This window comes from Tessaracoccus sp. OH4464_COT-324 (assembly GCF_003932855.1).
Taxonomy (GTDB): domain Bacteria; phylum Actinomycetota; class Actinomycetes; order Propionibacteriales; family Propionibacteriaceae; genus Arachnia.
Genome location: NZ_RQYZ01000001.1, coordinates 382,274 through 397,770 on the forward strand (window position 1 = coordinate 382,274; position 15,497 = coordinate 397,770).

Below are 15,497 nucleotides of genomic sequence, written 5' to 3' on the forward strand. Positions count from 1 at the left end.
GGAGTCTCCGCCGCCTTTCCAAGCGGCGGAGACTCCATACTGGGATCAGCCCTTCGGCGGATTCGCATCCCGTCCGTAGGAGTTCTTCTCTCCGATAGTGCCGTCCATCCTGCAGATGGAATGCTCTGCACCACGTTCCCGCGCCATCTCTCGGCCTACGGCCGAAGCCTCAGCCTTCGTGGCATGGGTACTTGAGGCCTGCTGGTTGCCCTCAACCTTGTTCTTCCACGAGTTGTTCTCGTAATAGGTCCTAATGTCTCCCTTGGCCACCTTGATTCACCCCCTCTCCACACTTGCTGCCACGAACAAGCATGAGGTGAGGCTCTGACAGTCTTTGTCGGTTGGGGGACGCATCCGCTGCAATTGCTTGCCTTGGCTGGCGCCGGACCGCCCATCCAACGCGCCAAGACAGTGAGGATGCGCAGTGCGACAAAGCTAGGATCATGGCATGGTGGCCTTCCGCGCGATGCAATTGGCTGATCTGCCGCAGTTAATCAGGTGGCAGACCTCCCCCGCTGCCGCGCGCTGGTTTCCCGCGCTCAGCCTGGAGGAAGCACACCGTCGGTTCGGCCCGCGCATCCGGGGCGTTATTCCCGTGCGCATGCTGGTGGTAGAGATCGAGGGTCGAGACGCGGGGTACGCGCAACTTTACCGCATCGAGGATGTGGGAGACACCGTTCCCGCGCCACCCGGATATGTGGCGATGGACTTCTGTATCGGCGAGCCAGACCTGCTTGGCCAGGGCTATGGCACAGCACTCCTTCGGGAGTTGGTCTCGATGGCGCGCTGGGTCTGGCCGCAGGCGCAGGGCGTGTTGGCCTGCCCAGACCATCGCAACGCCGCATCGATTCGCGCGCTGCGCTCGGCCGGTTTCGTTGAGGGCCTATGGTTCGATTCGCCCGAAAGCGCCGGCTCCCGGACCACGCTGGTCGCCTATCTGAGACATTTCGCGTAGCCGACCGCTCCGCGCTCGCCTGGAGTGACGGAGAAATCGCGGCCGGTCAGCGAAAGCCAGCCGATTGCGAGTACGGTTTGACCATGGGCCCCAATGAGACCGAGGAAATCACCGCCGAACCCAGTTTTGACCAGCAGCGCTTCGCCGCCCGACCGGCGCGACTGCGCCCGAGAGCGCGGCGAGCCGTTTCAACCGTTACTGAGGCCCCCGAATTTGAGGCTGATGGCCGCAACGAGGCCTACGTCGAGTGGCTCGTCGGACAGTCGATGCTGGCCGATGCCACGCGGCTCGCCCGCCAACTGGCGGGTAACCATCTCATGTGGAGCAACGCCTTTGCCTCCCCCGCTCCACGCAACGCGCTCGATCAGGCCCAGGTCTGGTTCACCGCCTATCCGTTGAGCCTCATCACGTCGCCTGGCCAGTCCTTCCTCGGAGCGCTCGGCGAGGACGCGTTGTGGGATGCGTTCGAACGAATCGGGATCGACGCCATCCACACCGGGCCGGTGAAACTCGCCGGGGGCCTCAAGGGGCTACAGTCCACACCCAGCATCGATGGTCACTTCGATCGAATTTCGATGTCCATCGACCCCCTTTTCGGTTCGGAGGACGAGTTCCGGTCGATGTGCGAGACGGCAGCCCGTTTCGGCGGCACCATCATTGACGACATCATTCCCGCGCACACTGGCAAGGGAGCGGACTTTCGGCTCGCCGAGCTGAATTACGGCGACTACCCTGGCATCTACCACATGGTGGCGATCCCAGAGGAGGCCTGGCATCTGCTGCCGGAGGTTCCGGAGGGGCGGGACTGCGTGAATCTCTCCCCCGAGACTGAGCGCGCCCTGGCCGAGGCCGGCTACATCATCGGCGAACTCCAACGGGTCATCTTCTATGAACCCGGGGTGAAAGAAACCAACTGGTCCGCCACCGCGCCGATCCCCGACGTGAACGGCGTCGCACACCGCTGGGTTTACCTGCACTACTTCAAGGATGGGCAGCCTTCGATCAATTGGCTCGACCCAAGCTGTGCCGGTATGCGCCTGGTGATGGGCGATATTCTGCACTCTCTGCTTGATCTCGGCACCGGCGGCCTTCGGCTAGACGCCAACGGTTTCCTCGCGGTTGAGAAGTCGGTGGACCTCTCCCCCGCTTGGAGCGAGGGACACCCCCTCTCCCAAGCGGCCAACCAGCTGATCGGCGCGCTCGTGCGTAAGCTCGGGGGCTTCACCTTCCAGGAGCTGAATCTGAGCTTCGACGAGATCGCGGCGACGGGCGCCGTCGGGCCCGACCTCAGCTACGACTTCGTCTCCCGTCCCGGGTATCACCTCGCCCTGGCTACGGGCGATACCGAGTTCCTGCGGCTGGTACTGAACGAGTCGCTCGCGCTGGGCATCGACCAGGCATCGCTGGTCCATGCCCTCCAGAACCACGATGAGCTCACCTATGAGTTGGTCCATTTCACATCCCGACACGCCGAACAGCTGTTCCAATTCGACGGCCTGGAACTCTCCGGCGCCGCTCTGGCCGACCACGTCCGCGCCACGCTGCGCGCTGTCCTGACCGGCCCCAGCGTGCGATACAACCGCGTATTCACACAGAACGGCATCGCCTGCACGACGGTCTCCGTGATAACCGCGGCTCTCGGGATCAGCGATTTCTCCGCAATCACCGACGAGGACCGCGAGCGCATCATCCAGGCCCATTTGCTGCTGTGCATGTTCAACGCCTACCAACCCGGCGTGTTCGCGCTGTCCGGCTGGGACCTCGTCGGCGCGCTGCCGCTGGACGCGGAGCAGGTGGCGGTGTTGATGGTCGACGGCGACACCCGGTGGATCGAGCGCGGTGCCTACGACCTGCTCGGCTCGGCCACGGAGGTGGAGGCATCGTCGGCCGGCATGCCGCGGGCCAAGGCCCTCTACGGCCCGTTGCCCGATCAGCTTGCCGACCCGGAGTCGTTCGCGAGCCGGCTTGCCCGCATCATTCGGGTGCGCCGGGACAACGGCCTCGCTTTCGGCACCCTGGTGGACGTGCCGAGCGTCACCAGCCGCAGCATGCTGGTTCTCGTGAACCGGCTACCGGATCTGCGTACCCAGGTCACCGCCCTAAACTTCTCACCAGAACCCATCGACGCCTACCTCCGCAGCGACGAAATCCCACCCGGGCGGGTCACCGACTTGGCCAGCGGAGCAGAACTCGCGGAGGTGGACGAACTCGGCGGATTCACGCTCGCGCTGCCGGCCTTCGGCGGCGCCGCGCTCGTCATCAACTGATCCGGTGTGCCACGGCCCAGCCTGACTTTCGGAACACGCCCTAGCGTTTCCGATACAGGCTCTTCGTCTGATAGATAGGCTCGGTCGTGACGTGGATCCCCAGCTGGCGGAAAATGTTCTCGTCAACCGGGCCAAGAATCACCGTTTCGTGAACGTCACAACCGCGAAGGTGTTGTAGCTGTTCCATCGCTCTGCGGGCATTATCGTGGGTTTTTGCGCTCACGGCCAGCGCGATCAGCACCTCGTCGGTGTGCAGGCGCGGGTTCCGTGAGCCCAAGATCTCAGTCTTCAACCACTGAATGGGTTCGATGGACTCCGGGGAGAGCAGCGTCTCGGTGGGGTCAATGCCCGCCAATTCCTTCAACGCGTTGATCAGCATCGCGCTCGACGCGCCCAGCAGCTCGGATGTCTTACCCAACACGATCTGGCCGTCCGGCAACTGAATGGCGGCGGTGGGAGCCTTGGTCTTCTTGGCCAGCTGTAGCGCAGGCTCCACCACTGGCCGGTCCATCCCGCTGATCCCGAGTTGGGTCATCAGCAACGCTATGCGCTCGGACGCGTCAGGCTCCAGCCCCTCCTTGCGCTCCTCCACGGCGGCCTTGTACCAACGCCGGATCACCTCCTGTTTCGACGCATCGCGGCACACCTCGTCGTCGCTGATACACATGCCCACCATGTTGACGCCCATGTCGGTGGGCGACTTGTAGGGAGATTCCCCCAGCAGCGATTCGAACAGCTGGTTGAGAACGGGAAACACCTCCACGTCACGGTTGTAGTTGACGCACTGCTCACCGTAGGCCGCGAGATGATACGGGTCTATCAGGTTGACGTCGTCCAGGTCGGCCGTCGCGGCCTCGTACGCCACGTTCACCGGGTGATCGATAGGCAGGTTCCAGATGGGGAAGGTCTCGTACTTGGCGTAGCCCGAACTGATGCCGCGCACGTGGTCGTGGTAGAGCTGCGACAGGCAGGTGGCCATTTTCCCGCTGCCCGGTCCGGGAGCGGTGATGACGACGACGTCCCTCTCGGTCTCGATGTAATCGTTCCTCCCCAGCCCTGAGGCGCTGACGATGTGTCGAACGTCGTGCGGGTAGCCCTTGATTGGGTAGTGCCGGTACACCTTCAACCCGAGCCGCTCCAGCTTGCGGCGGAACGCGCGTGCCGGGGCGTTATCCTCCGTAGATTGCGTGATCACCACGCTCCCCACGAACAGGCCACGGCTGCGAAAGGCGTCAATGAGACGCAACACATCATCCTCGTAGGGGATTCCCAGGTCCGAGCGCTGCTTCTTGACCGCGATGTCCTTGGCGCTCACCACGACGACAACCTCAACCTCGTCGCGCATGGTTTCCAACATCGCTATCTTGTTGTCCGGAGTAAACCCCGGAAGAACGCGTGACGCGTGCATGTCATCGAACAGTTTGCCCCCGAACTCCAGGTACAGCTTGCCGCCGAACTTGCGTCGTCGTTGCGCGATTTGCTCCGACTGCATAGCCAGATACCTAGATCGATCGAATCCCACTCGCACGTCGGAAGCTTAGCGCCTGCCGGTTGGTAGCATGGGGAGCACCCGCAAGTATGGAGAAAAGATGACAAACAATCCCTACGCAAACTACGACGACATGGCGCAGCCCGTGGGAGGGCAGCCTGCTCCGGAGCCGCTGGATGGCGCGGGCTACGACCTCGCGATGCCGGAACCCGCGCCGTTGCCGGTGGAACCGGCATACGGCGCGGGCAGCTACGACTACCAACCCCAGCCCGTGCCCGTAGATTCTGGCTTGCGCCCCTACCATGGCGCCCAGGTGCCGGTTTCTCCCGGCAACTCGCAAAACGTCACACTGAACGCCTGGCTCTCGGTCTTTGTCCCTCTCATCGGCATGATCTTCTACTTCGCGGAACGCGGTAAGGAGCCGCTCTACGACCAACACCTACGCGATACCTTCAACATGTCGGCCACGCGGATGATCATCAGCGTTGCTCTGCCTCTGTTTTGGTTCAGCAACTTCCTCAGCGGCATCCTTTCCCTGGTGGGTGTCGTGTACTTCGTGCTCGCAATCCTCGGAGCCAAGGACGCGAAACAGAAGTACCTTGCCGGCCAGGAATCTTCCTACCTGGGGGCGCTGCCGCTGCTCAAGAAGTAAAACTCACTCAAACGGAGTTGGATCTCCTGCCCCGTGGCGAGCGACGACGGGCTCATCCCCCGTGAGATCGACCACCGTGGTGGCCACCAGCCCGACGTCGCCCGAATCCAGAACTGCCTCGACCTGATGGTCGAGCAGTTCTTTTATCTGCCAACCATCGGTGGGCGGCACATCGTCGCCGGGGAGCAGCAGCGTCGACGTCAGCAAGGGCTGGTCTAGCGCCTGCAGGAGAGCAGTGACGGTCTTGTGCTCCGGGATGCGCACCCCAACCGTCTTCTTCTTCGGGTGTTGCATCATCTTGGGCACCTCGCGCGTCGCCTTCAGGATGAAGGTATACCGGCCAGGCGTCGCAGCTTTCACAGCACGAAACACCCAGTTATCCATCTCCACGTACTGGCCCAGCTTCGCGAAGTCGTCCACAACCAGCGTGAAATTGTGCTTGTCGTCGAGCTGACGGATGCTCTTGATCCGGCGAATGCCCTCGACGTTGCCCAACAACGCGCCAAGCGCGAAACCCGAATCCGTGGGGTAGACGATGAGCCCGCCGTCGCGCAGAATCTGGGCAGCCTGCGCTATCGCGCGCGGCTGCGGATTATCTGGATGAACATCTAGATACTTGGCCATTTCACAGCACTCCCTTGGTTATCTTTTCCAACAATTCGGTCGGCACTACGTCATTCATCGCTGCAGCCGAGTCACGGATGGTCTCGGGACGGGTGGCGCCGGGAATGGGGATGACATGTTCTCCCAACGACAGTTCCCAGGCCAAGGTCACCCGGTAAGGGCTGATTCCCAACTCCTCCGACACCTCTCCGATCGCCGGGAAACGCTGTCCCAAGCGGACGGCCCGTCGATGCGCCCCGCCCAGCGGGGCGAAGGGCACGAACGCGATGCCGTGCGCCCCGCAGTAATCCAGCTCCGGTTTGCTCGTGTGGTTAAACCACGGCGAGAACTCATTCTGCACGGCCGCCAAACCACCTTCCCCCAGAACCTCGACCGCGATCGCGATCTCCTCAAGATTGGCGTTCGAAATGCCTACTTCCTTCGCGAGGCCGTCCGCCTTCAGCTGCCCGAGCGCCACCATGTTTTCTTCAAAAGCAACGCGCCGATCCGGCCGGTGAAGGTACAGCAGATCCAGGCGTTCCACCCCCAGCGCTGCAATGGAAGCCTCGGCTCGGCTTCTCAGGTACGCCAACGTGGCATTGCGCCCCCAGCTCTCCCCTTCGTTCCTGGTGATACCGGCCTTCGTCGCCACCACGACTCCGCCGGTATCTCCCGGATAGGAGCGCAGGGCATCCGAGATCACCCGCTCGTTGTGCCCCATCGCATCCCACGAAGGCGCGTAGATGTCCGCGGTGTCGATGAGAGTGACGCCCGCTTCCAGCGCTGCATGCACGGTGAGGTGGGGGTTCTCAACCGCTTCGGGCATGGAAAGCGACATTGCCCCATAGCCCACTGCCGAGACCTGAAAACTACCTAGTTGACGGCTCATGACGAGAGTCTAGCGGGCCGGAAAACGTTGCACAGGCGAATCGGCACTTGATGGGAGACCAACTATGCTGCAGGCTACCGCCGCACCGCCTCGTTCCCAGTCTGCGGCCGGATTCGGCGAACCGTGTGCCGGAGACGGCATCCGCCCTCCGACGTTCTGGCGATCCAGGACGCTCGCGGTTCGTCCGCAGCGGCTCCTTGCAAGCAGACGGTTCATTCGGCTGGGTGTTGTGGGGCCTGCGGTCAATGTGCAATAGGCTGACTCCTGTTCGGCTATGTTGAAAGGACACTTCATGGTTAAGAAGGTCGCCATCCTCACTGCGGGTGGCTTTGCTCCGTGCCTCTCCTCCGCCATCGGCGGGCTGATCGAGAAATACACCGCTGTCGCCCCCGAGGTGGAGATCATCGCCTACAAGCACGGCTACCAGGGTCTGCTGCGAGGCGACTACCTCGTCGTAGACGAGACCGTGCGCGCCAAGGCCCACCTCCTGCACAAGTTTGGCGGCTCCCCCGTCGGAAACTCCCGGGTGAAGCTCACCAACGCCAAGGACCTGGTCAAGCGCGGGCTGGTGGCCGAGGGCGAGAACCCACTCAAGGTGGCCGCTGACCGGCTGGTGGCTGACGGCGTTGACGTCCTGCACACCATCGGTGGCGACGACACCAACACCACCGCCGCCGACCTCGCCGCGTACCTCGCGGAACACGACTACGGCCTCACCGTCGTGGGCCTGCCGAAGACCATCGACAACGACGTCATCCCGATCCGGCAGTCGCTCGGCGCCTGGACTGCAGCCGAGATGGGCGCCCGCTTCGCCAAGAACATCGTGGCCGAACACAACTCCGGTTCACGGATGCTGATCGTCCACGAAGTCATGGGCCGCCACTGCGGCTGGTTGACCGCGGCGACCGCGGAGCGCTACCACGCTTGGGTGGACGAGCAGGAGTGGCTGCCCGAGATCGGGCTGAGCAAGGAAGCCTGGGATGTGCACGGGGTATACGTCCCCGAGGGCGTCATCGACATTGCCGCGGAAAGCAAGCGCCTGCGCACGGTGATGGACGAGATCGGCAACGTGACGATCTTCCTGTCCGAGGGAGCCGGCCTCGACTCCATCGTCGCCGAGATGGAGGCGTCCGGCGCGGAGGTGCCCCGCGACCCATTCGGCCACGTCAAGCTTGACAAGGTCAACCCGGGGGCCTGGTTCGCGTCGAAGTTCGCCGAGATGCTCGGGGCCGAGAAGGTAATGGTGCAGAAATCGGGCTACTACTCCCGCTCCGCCGCAGCCAACGAGGCTGATCTGGAACTCATCAAGCGCTGCACCGACCTTGCCGTCGACTGCGCTCTGCGCGGCGAAGCCGGCGTCATCGGTGAGGACGAGGAGAACGGCAACGTGCTCACCGCCATCGCCTTCGACCGCATCGCAGGTGGTAAGGCCTTCGACATTGAGCAGCAGTGGTACATCGACCTGCTGAAGTCCATCGGGCAGGAGATCCCCGCCAAGGCGGAAACTCACTGAGTCCGGGAACCTGTCACGGGGTGGGCGGAAGGATCATCCGCCCACCCCGTCTTTCGTGACTCGACTCAGCGGCGGCCAAACAGCCGCGAGAAGGCCGACGCCGTCGCGGCGAGCAGCGCGCCCGCACCCAACCCGGTGGCTGCTCCGACGCCGTAGCCCACCTTCAGCCCCGCGCGCACTCCCCGCTCAGCGACCGACTGCTTCACCAGTTCCTCCGGAGGCTGACTACCCCTGGGCTCCGCGAAGGCGCGGGCAACAGCTGCGCGGTTAGCCGCCATCTCCGCGGCCTTCGCCCGCACGCCGCTCACGTCGGGGCGCCGTTGGGGATCCGTGCCGATCCAGGCGGCACAGAACAGGAGTACGGTGGCCAGCAGGTTCATGAGCAGCATGAGCAGGATGAGCGAGCCGAACACGGATGCTGCGGGGCTGCTGGAGAACATGCTCGTGATCACGCCTGCGAGCTGCTGCAGGATGGTGATCAGCAGCGCGCCCATCGTAACCCCGACGAGCCAAACGCGGCTGCGCACCCGCTCGCCCGGCAGGGTGAGGAACAGAAACGCCACCAGGATCCACGCCACGAGGAAGTTGAGCAGGAAGGACACGACGGAGAACAGCAGGCCTATCCCGGGAACTCCGTCGAGCTGCAAAACACCGATCAACCAGGACGAGCCCAGCCAGCCGAACTGAGCAACCGCGATGACGAGAATCACGCACACAATCAGGCCGAGGAAGATGACCATGTTGCCAAGAACATTCACAACCGGATTGGTGGAGTTCTCCTCGTCCACCGCCACCTCACGCCACATCATCCGGACGGCCATCTTCAGGTTGCCCACCCAACCGGACCCGGAGTAGCCGGCCATCAGCAGGGCCGTCAAACCAATGCCCTTCCAGGACGACAGCGCGTTGTCTATCACGCCTTTGATCGACTGCGCGTTGTCACCGGGAACTCCCCCCAGCGCCTGCTCGACCCAGACCTGGATGCCCGCGAGCAGATCGGGACGGAGCACGGTGAGCACCATGCCCAGCATGGCGAAGGAGAACATCAGAATCGGCACCAGCGAGAGAACCGAGAAGTAGGTGATCGCTCCCGCGAACTGGGGGCCGAGCCTGGTGCTGAACCGGCCAGCCGCTGCCAACAGGTGCGCGACCGGCGGCCATTTCATGAGCTGATCGAGTCTGTCCTTCACCCGACCAAGACTAGCGACCGTCCGAGCTCATCACCCAGCGGCTCTCGCCCGTCGCGCCGCCAACTCGTCCGCGACGCTCTCGCCGCGCTCAACCGGCATCGACAGAAGAGTCCCCTCGATTTCTTTCCAGACCGAGCTGACCGAGATCATGAACATGCCCTGCCCACCACGGGTCAGGTCATAGAGCTCGTTGGCGCTGGTGACCTCGAAAACGCTGAATCCGTCGCTGACGAGCGTCACCGACGTGACATCGCTGATCCCGCGGGCCCGCAGATGGTCAACGGCGGCACGCACCTGACGCAACGAGATACCAACGTCCAGAAAACGCTTAACCACTCGAAGCAGCAGGATGTCGCCGAAAGAATACAGGCGCTGCGTGCCCGAGCCGCCCGCCTCCTGAATGGACGGCACCACAAGACCGGTCCGCGCCCAATAGTCAAGCTGCCGATAGGTGATCCCCGCCACCCGCTGGGCCAACGGGCCGCGGAAACCGAAATCGCTCGGCACAGGCGTGTAATCGCCCTCGAACAGCGCGTCTTGTAGCTCTGCCACGATCTCCTCTTTCCTCTCGGCTGCCAGAACGCTACCTTCGCCCCAGCCTGATTCCGCACCGACACGCCGCCCCGGCACACGTCGCTCCCCAGGGCTCAGGCCCGCCCGGCACACTCCCCGGCCATGAGTAAACTCTGGCTAGGTTATTCGCCCAAGCCCGGCCAGCCGGCGAGCGGCCGGCTGGCGCCTCGGGAAACCTAAACTCGATGTTTAGCTTCATTCTTCCGCCGTGAAGTCATCGGCATTTATCTGGTCTAGGAAAGCGACGAACTCATCGACCTCATCCTGATCCAACTGCTCAGGGGCCACCCCGACCCGGTGCAGCAACGCGCTCGGGCAGAGGACCCGCCAGCCCATGCGCACCGCGACGGCGACGGCGTCGCTAGGCCTCGCCTCAATCTCACCGATGTTCAGCACCAGCCTGGCGTAGAAAAGCCCGTCGACCATGTCGTAAATCTCGACGTGTCCGGTGGCCTCAACCTGTTCGAGCACACTGCCCAGCAAGTCGTGCGTCAAGGGGCGGGTGAACTCCTCGTCCGGAGACAGCAGCAAAGCAATCGCCGCGGCTTCGACGGTCCCGATCCAGATCGGCAGGACCAAACCTGTCGCCTGGTGCTCCAGCAGGAGGATCGGCTGGTCGTTCTCGCCGCTGAGCCTGATGCCCTGCACCGTCAAATCAACCGTTTCTGGCTTGTCGTCACACATTGAACTGTCCATGTAGAAAGGCAAGGTGGGCCTGCATGATCGAGCGGCACACGTCGGCCATGCATTCACTCGGGTAGCCGTTTCGTCGCCGATAGGGCTCCAAGATCTGCTCGATGAGCGCAACCTCTGTCGAGGCGGCATCCTTCACCACCCGAAGCTGTCTAAGGTCCAAGCCGTAGTGCGCGAGTCTCTTTGCGGCGCTGGCTACCGCAATCGCCTCCCGCCCATACAAATTGGATCCGCGCCTCGGCTCCACCAGACGCATTCGCTCCAAGTGGATCAGCGAGGCCTCCGGGATCCCGGACTCCACCAAAACCTGTCTGCGGGTGAAAAGTTGCGACGCCGGAACCCTCACCCTCTGTTGCGTTCGCTCAGGCGGCGGATCGGGTGCCACCGGCTCCACAGCAGGCGGCGGCGCAGTCATCGGCTCCTCCCCGCGATCGATCGCCTCCAGCTCCTCTCGAATCACCTTCAGCGGAAGGTAACGATCACGCTGCGCGCGCAGAACGTAAAGCAACCGGTCGATGTCTTTCTGAGTGAACCGACGATATCCGGAGGACTGGAGTCTCTCGGGCGAGATCAAACCTTGGTTGTCGAGAAATCGCAGCTTGGATAGGGAGAGGTCCGGAAACTCCGCTCGCACCTTCTCCAGGACTTGGCTGATCTTCCACTCCTCGACGGGCATCAGCTGCCTCGTGCGTCTCCCACTGCCACGGTGGCACGATACTTCCCGATCTGCACCTCATCACCATCCCGGACGATGGCTCGGCCATCGATCAAGGTTCGGTTGATGTAGGTACCGTTCAGGCTTCCCAGATCCTCCAGGAAAAGGACACCGTCGATCCGGATGAACTTAGCGTGGTGCCGGGAGACGGTGATGTCATCAAGGAAGATATCGGACTCCGGGTGGCGCCCCACAGTGGTGACATCCGCGTCGATCAGGAAACGCGACTCGTCGCCGTGCCCCAGCCTGACCATTAGCATCGCGTTGCCCGGCGCGAGGCCGGGGATGACCTCAGTGTGGCGCGGACGCGTGTACTCCAGATCATCGATGATCGGAAGATTCGTCGTGGTGTCCGTCAATGTTTCCAGCTGCGCACCGCAATGGCTGCAAAATCGGGCGGTCTCCGCACAGTCAAAGCCACACTTCAGGCACTTCATTGCTTAGCCCTCGTTCCCCTCGGTTCCTGCAAGACTCTAGCGTATGCCAACCCTATCGAGGGCGGGCAAACTGGTACTCACCGGGATCGTTAATCGACTGGATTCGGATCAGCTCCTGCTGCGTGATGAACACCTGGCCCCCCATCCGGGCGCCCTCAACCTCGCTCACCAGCCCGCCCCGGAATCGCGCGCCCGCCTCCAGCGTCGCCGGGTCGCCAATCGCGCGAATCATGTAGGGCGCGTCGAGCGGCACCTCATCCACGAGCAATCGGCCCTGGTCAGAGGTGAAATAGCTGCCCGCCACAAGCCGCACCTTCCCGTTCAGCTCGATCACCTCCGCCCCAGCGTCGCGCAGTTCCTCCACAGCGTTGAGCATCAGGTCGGGAGCCATCTTCCCTTGCGGATCCTCGATCCTGATCACGATCCCAGGACCCTCGGCCGGCACCAGGCCCGCCAGGATGCTCAACTGTTCCAGGCGGCGCTGCGCATCCTGCTGCCGCTTCGCCTCCTGATCCTGGCCACTCAGCAACTCGTTGTACGTCTGTTCCAGGTCACGCAGCTCGGCTTCCATGCCGCGCGAGCGGCTCGTCACGGTGTCCAGCAGCTGAACCAGGTCGGCCTGCCGCGCCTGGGCGAATTCCGGCTGCGCGCTCTGCGAGCGCCAACTCCACGTCAGCAGCAGCGCCGTGACGCACAGCAGTACCGCCGCGACGACCTGTCCTCGGCTCGGCCGCAGAAAGTCGCGCACGTAGTCTCGTTCCAAGCCACGCCGGAGCGGCCGGCTGGCTGCCCCGTCGGGCCTCGGCCCTGGTTCCGCAGCCGCGCCGGCGGTCACCTCGTCGGGCTGCTCAGGCATGAAAGATGGCCCTCCTGACGGCGGCCGCATTCGTGAAGATGCGGATTCCCAACACCACCACCACGCCAGTGGACAGCTGCGAGCCGACACCGATCTGGTCCCCGATGAAGACGATCAGGCCGGCGATCAACACGTTGGACAGAAAGCTGACTGCGAATACCCGGTCGCTGAACACCCCCTCGAAGTAGGCTCGTGTCGCCCCCAAGATCGCGTCCAGGGCCGCCACGATGGCAATGGGAAAGTAGGGGGCGAGTGCAGGCGGCAGCGTCGGGTCGAAATAGAGGCCGAGCACGACGCCAACCACTAGACCAAGAATCGCGTACACGGCTATCCCTTCTTCGCATGCCGCAGCCCCAAACCGGGATCTGCCGCCAACTCGACGAAGTCTACCGGCAGCACATCAAGCCTCAGCCCATAATTCAGGTGCAGCGTGCGCCACCACTCCCCAGCCCACGTTCGGGCGAACCGGCTCGCGAGCTGGGCGCTGTTTCCCAAGCCTTCCACCCGGTAGGGCGGACGCAGGGAAACATAGTCGACCGTGATCGCGGCCCCCGCCTGCCGAATCGGAGTGCGGGTGCTCACCCGGATCCCGTTGATCGAAACCGCCTCGGCCCCCGCCTCGAACAGGCCATTGACCAGCACCGTCAGGTCACTGTCCAACACGTGCCCCAGCGCAGGCGTGGCGTTGAGGGCGTCGTCCACGGTGATCACAACCCCCGGGCCCGAAACCCCAACGGCTCCCGCGAGCAGCTCAGCGTGCGCCAACCTGGAACGCTGCCGCTCGTCCGGCAGCGCCGCGAGCTGCAGCTCTCGGATGCGCTCCTCGCGGTGCGCGATCTGGCCCGCCAGCTGCTCCTGGTGTTCGTTGGCCTCCCGAAGCTGCGCAACCAGGGCGTCGCGCTCGGCCGAGCGGACGTCGCGGCTGCTGAGCGTCTCCACCGCGGCCAGCACCAGCAGCGCGGCCAGCAAGCCGAATACCGTCGCCGTCAGCCAAGGCGTGCGCCTGGGCGCGGTCGTCGCGGCATACTCCGGCTCCAAGGCCTCCTCGGTGAGGGTCCGAAGCAGGCTCATTGACGCGTCAGGACGCCTGGTCATCAGAGCGTCACTTCCGCCCGGCTCTCGCGCAGGAGTTCCCGGGTGGCGGCCACATATTGGAAGCCCGCCACCCAGTACAAGACGGCTCCGACCAGACCGATGGCCCAGGCCACCCAGTAGACGAGCGACCAGCCTGTCACCGCGTCGTGGCCCAGCAGCAACAACGGCAGCGCAATCAGCAGCGCGAACGTGCCGCACTTACCCAGCCACGTGACGGGCAACGCGTTTCGCCCCGTGCGGCGCAGGAAAGGCACCAAAGCCAACAACATCGCGTCGCGCGCCAGCAGCGCCATCACAAACCACGCAGGCAACAGGCCGCTGATCAGCAACGCGCTGACCGTCGCGATGATGTAGAGCCGATCCGTAACCGGATCCAGCTGGGCGCCCAGCTTGGTGCGCTGCTGCAGCACCCGGGCCAGGAAACCGTCGAACCAGTCGGTGATCCCTGAGATCATCAAAATCGCCACCGCCGGCGTGTAATTGCCGACGATGATCAGCCAGACGAAAACTGGAATGGCTGCCAACCGAATGAAAGACAGCACATTCGGAACTGTCATCACACGGTCGGTATCCCACACTGGTTCGGTCACGGGGACAACACTAGCCCAGCAGGGCCAATTCGTACTGGCGCAGGATCCTTGGCCCCACCTCGGCCCACGAGAACGGCTTCGCCAGGCCACGCGCCACCGATTCCCCGACCCCCTGCCCCAGGAGCGCCCGCACAGCAGCGACCGCCCCGGGCACGCTTCCCGGCTCGAACCAGCGCACGACGCGCGGATCGTCCACCACCGCCCGAAACGCCGGCAGCCGGCTCCCAACGATGCCCGCTCCGCTGGCGAGCGCTTCGACAAGGACCACGCCGAAGGACTCCCCGCCCAGGTTCGGCGCAAACAGGAAGCTCGCCCGCTGCAGGGCTTCGGCCAGCTCGCCTTCGCTGGCCCGCCCGTCGGAGAACTCGACGAAGTCCACCTCCCCCGCCAGCCGTTCCCGGACATCGCGGAATATGGCGTAGCCCTTGCGCGAATCCGTCTTGCGCCCGATGAACACGCCGAGCCGCTCCCGCCTCAGCCCGCTCGCCGCCGGCGGCACGATGGCGTTCGGAATCACCTCCGCCGGCAGCGCAAACCGACCCACCGTCTCATTCGCCGCGGCCGAGACGGCGATGCTCACCCGCGCCCCCAACCGGGCCGCGCGCCAGCGCAGGGCCGCGCCCAACGCCCACCCCGGCAGGAAGTGCGCATGGTGCGTGACGACGAGCCGTGGCGCCCGTCGCGCCACGGCGTATGCGACGCCCGGGGTGAGGGGCTCGTGGACATGCACCACGTCGGCTGCCGCGGCCACAGCCCAGGCCTCGCGACGTTGGCTCGCCCCAAGCGCGAGTCGGGCCGTTGAGCCGTTAAACCGGATGGGCACGCTCGCACCCAACGTGTGTATCGGGAAACTCGCCGCACGCGCCGAACCCGGGGCGATCACCGTCGGCTCGTGTCCCATCGACTGCAACCAACCCGCCAAGCCGAGAACATGCTTGCCCACTCCCCCGGCCACGTCGAGTGAGTAGGGACACACGAGC

18 protein-coding genes are annotated in these 15,497 nt (G+C 64.1%); 4 read left to right on the forward strand and 14 right to left on the reverse strand.

Features of this window, described 5'->3' with window-relative positions; all coding sequences use genetic code 11:
* Nucleotides 1–45: 45 nt before the first annotated feature.
* Nucleotides 46–270 (reverse strand): DUF2188 domain-containing protein, encoded by a 225-nt coding sequence (locus EII42_RS13805; protein ID WP_125170390.1) that lies wholly within the window; start codon nucleotides 268–270, stop codon nucleotides 46–48.
* Between the two features lie 178 nt (nucleotides 271–448).
* On the opposite strand from EII42_RS13805, the gene EII42_RS01855 reads away from it, so the two are divergent.
* Together EII42_RS01855 and treS are read left to right on the forward strand one after the other, a co-directional pair.
* On the forward strand, nucleotides 449–955 hold the full coding sequence (locus tag EII42_RS01855; protein ID WP_125170391.1) for a GNAT family N-acetyltransferase: 507 nt from the start codon (nucleotides 449–451) through the stop codon (nucleotides 953–955).
* Nucleotides 956–1,038: 83 nt separating this feature from the next.
* A complete protein-coding gene (gene treS, locus EII42_RS01860) occupies nucleotides 1,039–3,222 on the forward strand; it encodes a maltose alpha-D-glucosyltransferase (protein ID WP_125170392.1) in 2,184 nt (727 codons plus the stop codon).
* A gap of 40 nt (nucleotides 3,223–3,262) precedes the next feature.
* Here treS and EII42_RS01865 read toward each other — a convergent pair whose 3' ends face one another.
* Nucleotides 3,263–4,750 carry a DUF1846 domain-containing protein gene (locus EII42_RS01865; RefSeq protein WP_125170393.1) on the reverse strand — a complete coding sequence of 496 codons (1,488 nt, stop codon included), beginning with the start codon at nucleotides 4,748–4,750 and terminating at the stop codon, nucleotides 3,263–3,265.
* A 61-nt stretch (nucleotides 4,751–4,811) separates the two neighbouring features.
* On the opposite strand from EII42_RS01865, the gene EII42_RS01870 reads away from it, so the two are divergent.
* The gene (locus EII42_RS01870) at nucleotides 4,812–5,363 is read left to right on the forward strand and encodes a hypothetical protein (protein ID WP_125170394.1); all 552 of its coding nucleotides are present in this window, start codon (nucleotides 4,812–4,814) and stop codon (nucleotides 5,361–5,363) included.
* Nucleotides 5,364–5,366: 3 nt separating this feature from the next.
* Here EII42_RS01870 and EII42_RS01875 read toward each other — a convergent pair whose 3' ends face one another.
* Both EII42_RS01875 and EII42_RS01880 read right to left on the reverse strand, forming a co-directional pair.
* Entirely contained in the window at nucleotides 5,367–5,987 is a 621-nt protein-coding gene (locus EII42_RS01875) for an L-threonylcarbamoyladenylate synthase (protein ID WP_125170395.1), read from the reverse strand.
* Nucleotide 5,988: 1 nt separating this feature from the next.
* A complete protein-coding gene (locus EII42_RS01880; protein WP_125170396.1) occupies nucleotides 5,989–6,855 on the reverse strand; it encodes an aldo/keto reductase in 867 nt (288 codons plus the stop codon).
* Nucleotides 6,856–7,147: 292 nt separating this feature from the next.
* Between EII42_RS01880 and EII42_RS01885 the strand changes: the two genes are divergently transcribed.
* Nucleotides 7,148–8,368 (forward strand): pyrophosphate--fructose-6-phosphate 1-phosphotransferase, encoded by a 1,221-nt coding sequence (locus EII42_RS01885; RefSeq protein WP_125170397.1) that lies wholly within the window; start codon nucleotides 7,148–7,150, stop codon nucleotides 8,366–8,368.
* 65 nt (nucleotides 8,369–8,433) lie between these two features.
* On the opposite strand, the gene EII42_RS01890 is transcribed toward EII42_RS01885, so the two are convergent.
* From EII42_RS01890 to EII42_RS01935, 10 genes are all read right to left on the reverse strand, one after another.
* Nucleotides 8,434–9,558 (reverse strand): YhjD/YihY/BrkB family envelope integrity protein, encoded by a 1,125-nt coding sequence (locus EII42_RS01890; protein ID WP_125170398.1) that lies wholly within the window; start codon nucleotides 9,556–9,558, stop codon nucleotides 8,434–8,436.
* A gap of 30 nt (nucleotides 9,559–9,588) precedes the next feature.
* Nucleotides 9,589–10,113: a MerR family transcriptional regulator gene (locus EII42_RS01895; protein WP_370318083.1), complete on the reverse strand. Its 525-nt coding sequence runs from the start codon at nucleotides 10,111–10,113 to the stop codon at nucleotides 9,589–9,591.
* Between the two features lie 213 nt (nucleotides 10,114–10,326).
* The gene (locus tag EII42_RS01900) at nucleotides 10,327–10,827 is read right to left on the reverse strand and encodes a bifunctional nuclease family protein (RefSeq protein WP_125170399.1); all 501 of its coding nucleotides are present in this window, start codon (nucleotides 10,825–10,827) and stop codon (nucleotides 10,327–10,329) included.
* Nucleotides 10,808–11,500, reverse strand: a complete 693-nt coding sequence (locus tag EII42_RS01905; protein ID WP_125170400.1) for a MerR family transcriptional regulator — start codon at nucleotides 11,498–11,500, stop codon at nucleotides 10,808–10,810. Before EII42_RS01905 ends, EII42_RS01900 begins: the two co-directional genes overlap by 20 nt.
* Nucleotides 11,500–11,976, reverse strand: a complete 477-nt coding sequence (locus EII42_RS13810; protein ID WP_125170401.1) for an FHA domain-containing protein — start codon at nucleotides 11,974–11,976, stop codon at nucleotides 11,500–11,502. Before EII42_RS13810 ends, EII42_RS01905 begins: the two co-directional genes overlap by 1 nt.
* A gap of 52 nt (nucleotides 11,977–12,028) precedes the next feature.
* The gene (locus EII42_RS01915; protein WP_158676356.1) at nucleotides 12,029–12,832 is read right to left on the reverse strand and encodes a DUF881 domain-containing protein; all 804 of its coding nucleotides are present in this window, start codon (nucleotides 12,830–12,832) and stop codon (nucleotides 12,029–12,031) included.
* Nucleotides 12,825–13,157 carry a small basic family protein gene (locus EII42_RS01920; protein ID WP_125170403.1) on the reverse strand — a complete coding sequence of 111 codons (333 nt, stop codon included), beginning with the start codon at nucleotides 13,155–13,157 and terminating at the stop codon, nucleotides 12,825–12,827. The genes EII42_RS01915 and EII42_RS01920 overlap by 8 nt, the downstream gene beginning before the upstream one ends.
* A 2-nt stretch (nucleotides 13,158–13,159) precedes the next feature.
* The gene (locus EII42_RS01925) at nucleotides 13,160–13,927 is read right to left on the reverse strand and encodes a DUF881 domain-containing protein (RefSeq protein ID WP_125170404.1); all 768 of its coding nucleotides are present in this window, start codon (nucleotides 13,925–13,927) and stop codon (nucleotides 13,160–13,162) included.
* Entirely contained in the window at nucleotides 13,927–14,517 is a 591-nt protein-coding gene (locus EII42_RS01930) for a CDP-alcohol phosphatidyltransferase family protein (protein WP_233558226.1), read from the reverse strand. Before EII42_RS01930 ends, EII42_RS01925 begins: the two co-directional genes overlap by 1 nt.
* Nucleotides 14,518–14,527: 10 nt before the next feature.
* Nucleotides 14,528–15,493 (reverse strand): glycosyltransferase family 4 protein, encoded by a 966-nt coding sequence (locus tag EII42_RS01935; RefSeq protein ID WP_158676357.1) that lies wholly within the window; start codon nucleotides 15,491–15,493, stop codon nucleotides 14,528–14,530.
* Between the last annotated feature and the right edge of the window lie 4 nt (nucleotides 15,494–15,497).